General features: G+C 70.8%; 3 protein-coding genes. All 3 read left to right on the forward strand.

The genetic code is table 11. The features are described from left to right. The first annotated feature begins 216 nt into the window (after window positions 1-216). The 3 genes from NQ034_RS14965 (at window position 217) to NQ034_RS14975 (ending at window position 6,006) form a co-directional block, all read left to right on the forward strand. Window positions 217-1,854, forward strand: coding sequence for an amidase (locus NQ034_RS14965; protein ID WP_257049838.1), 1,638 nt, complete (start codon window positions 217-219; stop codon window positions 1,852-1,854). 175 nt (window positions 1,855-2,029) lie between these two features. Further along, the gene (locus tag NQ034_RS14970) at window positions 2,030-3,253 is read left to right on the forward strand and encodes a M20 metallopeptidase family protein (protein ID WP_257049839.1); all 1,224 of its coding nucleotides are present in this window, start codon (window positions 2,030-2,032) and stop codon (window positions 3,251-3,253) included. A 116-nt stretch (window positions 3,254-3,369) separates the two neighbouring features. Further along, window positions 3,370-6,006: a zinc-dependent metalloprotease gene (locus NQ034_RS14975; RefSeq protein WP_257049840.1), complete on the forward strand. Its 2,637-nt coding sequence runs from the start codon at window positions 3,370-3,372 to the stop codon at window positions 6,004-6,006. Window positions 6,007-6,242: the final 236 nt, after the last annotated feature.

The raw sequence follows: 6,242 nt of genomic DNA on the forward strand, positions 1-6,242 counted from the left end.
ATATCGCAAGCGCGGATTCACATTGTGTGCGGATATCCCAGCACACAATGTGAATCCGCGCTTGCGAAGTGAACCGGGGGTCGGCCCGACTCGGCCCGGCCCGCCGGGTGCACGTCTATCTCCGCGTGTGGCCCGGCGCTTCGCGTTCCTGGACCAAGGCCGCTGCGTGGCGGCTCTCATGGCGGTGGGATAGTGGAGAGCGTGACTGTAGACGGGATGGATGTAGAGAAAGTCGGCACTGCCGAGGATGCCGGCGGCGGGGCGGGAACCGGCAGCGTGGCCGGCAGCGGAGCCGCAGACCTGACCGATGGCCTGGGCGTATTCCTGCGGCGCTTCCCGACGGCGCAGGCGGGGGACCTCGGCGGCACCGGGCCCCTGGCCGGCATGCGCCTGGGCATCAAGGCGCTCATCGCCTGCGCTGAGGCGGTCCCCACCGCGCAGAGCCGCGTCTACGATCCCGACTTCTGCGCCGGGCGCGATGCGCTGGTGGTGGAGCGGCTGCGCGCCGCCGGCGCCCACATCGCCGGGGTGACGACAATGGCCGAGCACGCGGTGGGTCGGCCGGACCCGGCACTGGACTTCCCGATCCCGCGCAATCCCTGGGACCCCGCGCGCTGGCCCGGCGGTTCCAGCTGCGGTACTGCGAGCGCGATCGCCCTGGGCGAGGTCGATGCCGGCTTGGGCACGGACACCTCGGGCAGCTGCCGGATCCCCGCCGCGTTCTGCGGCATCACGGGCCTGCGACCGAGCTTTGGGCTGTTGCCCTTGGACGGAATCCTGCCCGGGGCGCCGAGCCTCGACGTGGTGGGCCCGATGGCCCGCACCGCCGCCGAGTGCCGCCGCCTGCTCGATGTGATGCGCGGGCGGGCTGCGGGCGGTGCCGAGGACCCGGCCTCGGTCGACGAGGCGCAGGTGGACCTGCGCGGTACCGTGATCGGCGTGCCCGCCGAGCTGCTGGCCGGGGGCGGCCCGGACGACTCGGGCGATCCGGTCCGCGTGCCAGACGGCGCCCGGGGTTGGGATGAGCGGATCGCGCCCGGTGTCGGCGCGGCCTTCGCCGGGGCCCTGGCGGATCTGCGCGCCGCCGGCGCCGAGGTCCGTGTGGTCGAGCTGCCCCCGGTCGACGACATGGTCCGCGTGACGATGACGATCTTCGTGCGCGAACTCTTCGACGTGCACCGGGAGGACCTGGTTGCGCGCTGGAATGACTTCGGTCGGTCCATGCGGCGTACGGCGGCATCCGGGGCGCTGGTCGACGACGCGGTCTACCGGGCCGCGCTGGAACGGGCGGGGGAGTACGCGAACCGGATCGACGAGGTGCTCGCGGCCCTGGACGAGCCGGCAGGGGCCTCGGCCCGGGAATCGCGCAGTGTCGCCATCGCCCTGCCTACCTGGCCGCAGGTGGCCCCACCGCTGGTGTTCAAGGGCGGGGTGCCGCAGAACGACTGGAATCTGACCGGGGCGTACTCGGCCACCGGCCATCCCGCGCTGGCCCTGCCGATGGGATTCGCCGCGCCGGGCCAGGGAGCGGCTGCCGATCCGCAGGCCGCTGCCACGGAGGGCATGGGGCTGCCCGTTTCCCTGCAGCTGATCGGCCGGCACGGCGGAGACGACGCCCTGCTCGATCTGGGGCAGGCGTACCAGGCGCTGACCGACCACCACCTGCGGATGCCGGATCGGCGTGCGGCGGCCGCAGGTCTGGCCCGGGTCGAGCCGATGCCGGATCCGGACGCCGAGCCCGTCAGTGAGGAGGAGCTCGCCGCGGTGCCGCAGATCCTCGTCGACCGGCTGGCGGAGTTGGGCATCCCGGCAGGGCTCCACGACCTGGTGACGATCGCGGGCATCCTGAGCTGAGGCCGAGCTGCGGCCGGGCTGAGGCTGAGCTGCGGTCCGGGGGCACCCGTTCGCATCCCATGCGCGCATACACGCATGGGATGCGGGTTCGCACATGGGATATGGGACCCAGGTCTCATTTTCGTTTCGACCGTGATTGGATAGGGGAGAGCCAACTCTATTTGGAGGTACACCCATGTCCCAGACGTCCACCACGCCGGATTTCCGTGCCGAGGCTGCGGCCCTGTCCAATGACCTCGTAGCCCTGCGGCGCGATCTGCACCAGCATCCGGAGATCGGCCTGCAGCTGCCCTATACGCAGGGCAAGATCCTCGAAGAGCTCGAGGGTCTGGGGCTGGAGATCCACACGGGTACCGGCCTGAGCTCGGTCGTGGCGATCCTGCGTGGTGGCGCCTCGGCGAAAGAACCGGCGACCAAGCCGGTCACGGTCCTGCTGCGCGGGGACATGGACGCCCTTCCCGTGGTCGAGCAGACCGGGCTGGAATACGCCTCGACCAACGGCGCGATGCACGCTTGCGGCCACGATCTGCACGTCACCGGGCTGGTGGGCGCGGCCCGCCTGCTGGCCGCCCACCGGGATGAACTGCCCGGCGACGTCGTCTTCATGTTCCAGCCCGGTGAGGAGGGCGACGGCGGGGCCAAGGTGATGCTCGACGAGGGCATGTGGGACACGGTCGGCGGCAAGGTCGACGGCGCCTACGGCCTGCACGTCTCCTCCGGTCCGCGCGGTGTGTTCACGCTGCGCCCCGGCACCCTGATGGCCGGTGCGAATCGGCTGAACGTGACCTTCCACGGGCGTGGCGGGCACTCCTCGCAGCCCTCGAAGTCGATCGACCCTGTGCGCCCGGCGGCCGAGTACGTCGGCGCGATGTACCAGGCGATCGGCGCGAGCTTCAGCGTGTTCGACCCGGTGGTCACTGCCTTCACGCAGATGTCCGGCGGAGACGCCATCAATGTCATCCCGCCGCACGCCTCGGTGGGCGCTTCGGTGCGCACGCTCTCGCGCGAGTCGACCAGGCGCTTCCCCGAGGTGGCCCGCCGGGTGGCCGATCACGTCGCCGCAGCCCACGGCTGCACCGCCGAGGTCGAGTTCGTCGAGCAGTACCCGGTGACGGTCAACGACGATGCCGAGGCGGCCTTCGTCCTCGACGAGCTGACCGGGGTCTTCGGCGCCGAGCGCGTCATCGAATCGCCCGATCCGCAGATGGGCTCGGAGGACTTCTCCTATGTACTCGAGGAGGTTCCAGGCGCGTACTACTTCCTGGGCGCCAGCCCCGAGGGCGTGGATCCGGAGACCGCGGCGACGAATCACTCCCCGCAGGTGCTCTTCGACGACGCCCTGCTGTCGGACAGCGCCTCCTCCCTGGCGCTCATCGCCTGGGCCCGCCTGCACCGCTGACCCCCACCACTTGAGTTCCACTACTTACCGAAATGGTGAAATCCGACCCGAAACCGCGATTTTTCACCATTTCGGTAAGTAGTGGAACCCCGCGGGACTGAGAAATGGAGAGATATATGTGGGAGCATTCGAGGTTCCTCGTACATGCGATCGTCACCAGGGGACTCGGTACCTCCGCGGTGGGCGTGGACCGGGGCGATGCCATTCCCGGGTTGGTGGTCCGGCTGGACACCGACGCCGTAACCGGCGGGATTTCCGTCGTAGCGGAGAACACCGAATACGGACTGCCCGCCTGCGACGTGGGCCGGAACGAGAGCGCTGCCGCGGGCGACGCGGGCCGGGCCGAATCCGAGGCCGTACCCGAGGCCGCAGGCGGGAGCGAATCCGGCGCTCGGGCGGCCGCCACGGCTGTGCGCGACTCCTTCGCAGAGTCTGTGCTGATCGGCGACGCCTCCACGGACACCGGCGACTTCGACCCCATCGCGCTGGGCTACGTCGACTATCTGCGCACCGCCGCGGCCCTGACCAAACGCCACGGCACCGCCTACGAATTCCGTCCCGACCTCAGCCATGTGGCCGACGTGAAATGGTTCGACGACATCCTGGCGATCGACGCGACCCTGAGCTTCACCCCACGCGGAGCCGGCACCTGGACCGGCGCCGGAACCGGGCTGCTGGCCGGCAGCACAGCGGTGGGCGGTGGGGCCTCGGCGGCGGGAAATGCTGCGGCGGGAAGCACGGCTGCGGTGAAGGCCGATCCCTCGGCCGGGCCGTATCCGGGCGTGCCCGCCGGGACGGCGGAGAACGCCTCGGGCCCCACCCCTCCTCCGGGCCGCCCCGGTGCACCCGCCCCGGCCGAGGCCGTGACCATCACCCAGCGCGTGACCCTGCGTCCGCTGCCCGAACCCGGCTACCAGCCGGTGCCATTGGACCCGGAGTCCGGCGCGATGGCCTACTTCACTACCCATCGCTTCGACGAAGTCGGGCATGCGGACGCGCGGCGCACCTACGCACCCCGGCATCGGCTGGCCCACGACATCGTCTACCGGCTGGACCCCGCGATCCCCGAACCGTACCGCACGGCGATGCTCGAGGGCTTCAACTGGTGGGCCGAGGCCTTCGCCGCCGCCGGCCACCCCGGCCGGTTCCGCGTCGAGCTCCTGCCCGCCGGCGAGGACCTCTACGATCCGCGCTACGGCACGATCACCTCGTGTCACCGCGCCGACCGCGGCTGGTCCTTCGGCAAGGGGCAGCTGGACCCGCGCACCGGTGAGATCCTCAAGGGCTGCGTGGTCATGGGCTCGCAGCGCATCGAGGAGGTCCGTGCCATTACCGAGGCCGTCCTGGCGCCGTACGGGGAGTCGGGGGCCGCGGCGGGCGGCCCGACCGAATCCGAGGCCGGTGGCCCGACCGGGGCGCGGCTCGTCGAATCGGTCGTGGTGGCGCGGATGGCCGCGCTCGCGGCCCACGAGATCGGGCACTCGCTGGGCGTGGCCCATAACTTCGCCAGCCACCACCACCCACACCTGTCCGTGATGGACTATCCGGGGCCGGTGTTCGCCCTTGACACCACGGGCGCGCCCTGCGTCCCGACCGGCGACGGCGCCCCCTACCCCACGGGGCTGGGGGAGTGGGACCTCCACGCGATCGCAGCGCTCTACGGCGGCGGCCCGCGCCCGGCCGGTGGTACTCGCGGGCTGGGTGCTCCTGTCGGTGAGAGCCCGCGCCCGGCCGGTGGTACCACTTGCGCTGGGTGGCAGGAGATGCGCGCGCATTCGGTGCCACCGAGCGCAAGTGGTACCACCGAGGCATCCCTGGCGTACTCGACCGACGCGGATTCGCGCGAGGAATGGTATGCCGATGCCACCGCCTCGACTTGGAAGGCCCATGGCGAATCGCTGGAGACCCTGGCCTCCGTGGCCGAGGTCCGCGCCGCCGCCCTGGCCCGGTTCAGTCCGGCCGTGGTTCCGGCTGGATCCGATCCGCACGAGGTCGAGCGCCGCTTCCGCCTGCTCTACCTGCTGCACCGCTTTCACGCGGTCAGCGTCCTCAAGGCCATCGGCGGCACCCGGCGCTCCTATGGACTGGTCGGCGGCGGTCCGTCTTCCAGAGCGGCTTCCGGTTCGGTTTCCGCCGCACCCGCATGGGCCGTAACCGCCGTACCCGTCGCTGAGCAGTTGGCCGCGCTGCAGGCCGTGAACCGGCTGCTCGGCGCGGACTTCCTGCAGGTGCCCGCGCACATCCGCCCGCTGCTGGTCCCGCCGGCCGGGGGCGTGACGGCGCCCGCCGGCGGCTTCGCCCATCGGACCTCGGGTGCGCCCGACATCGAGGCGATCGTGCGCGCCGGCACCGAGGCCGTGGCCTCGCCCCTGCTGGCCCCGGCCCGCCTCAACCGGGTGGCGCAGCAGGCGCCCGAGGTCCTGGCCGCCATCGTCGAGGCGTCCGCCGGCCGTGCGCTGCGCAGCCTGGACGAGGGGCTCGCTCTCGGGGCGGCAGGCCGCGGTGCTGAGGGGACCTCGGCGTCAGCTGAGCGGAGGACGGAGCAGACGATCGCCTGGGCCCTGCTGAACCGCTTCACGGCGAGCCTGCTCAGCCCCGACCTGCACGAATCGGTGCGCTTCGAGATCCTGAACCTGGTGTCCTGGGTCGAGCCGCGCAATCGCCTGCTGGGCCGTCGCTGGGAGCACATCGTCGAGCGCATCGTCCGGTTCGACGACACCCTCCCACAGCTGCCCCTGGGCGCCCCGATCTAAGCAGCCTGCAGTTCAGCCCCCGGCCTCAGAGTTCCACTACGTCCCGAAATGTTGATATATCGCTGTTTCGGGCGGAATTTCGACATTTCGTTACGTAGTGGAACTCCCAGGGGTGTCCCTATGTTCTTTGTCAAGCGATTCGGTAGATTTTTCCCGGAATCCGCTTGACTCAGTTTGGGGCGTGCTGGGGTGACCGGTTGACCGTGTAGTTCGTCGTCACGGTGCCACCAGTTGGT

Source organism: Brevibacterium moorei (assembly GCF_024580735.1).
In the GTDB taxonomy this organism is placed as follows: domain Bacteria; phylum Actinomycetota; class Actinomycetes; order Actinomycetales; family Brevibacteriaceae; genus Brevibacterium; species Brevibacterium moorei.

Bases quoted from the DNA above. Each gene is read 5' to 3' on its own strand.
- NQ034_RS14965 (WP_257049838.1), top strand. From the start codon at position 217: ATGGATGTAGAGAAAGTCGGCACTGCCGAGGATGCCGGCGGCGGGGCG.
- NQ034_RS14970 (WP_257049839.1), top strand. From the start codon at position 2,030: ATGTCCCAGACGTCCACCACGCCGGATTTCCGTGCCGAGGCTGCGGCC.
- NQ034_RS14975 (WP_257049840.1), top strand. From the start codon at position 3,370: ATGTGGGAGCATTCGAGGTTCCTCGTACATGCGATCGTCACCAGGGGA.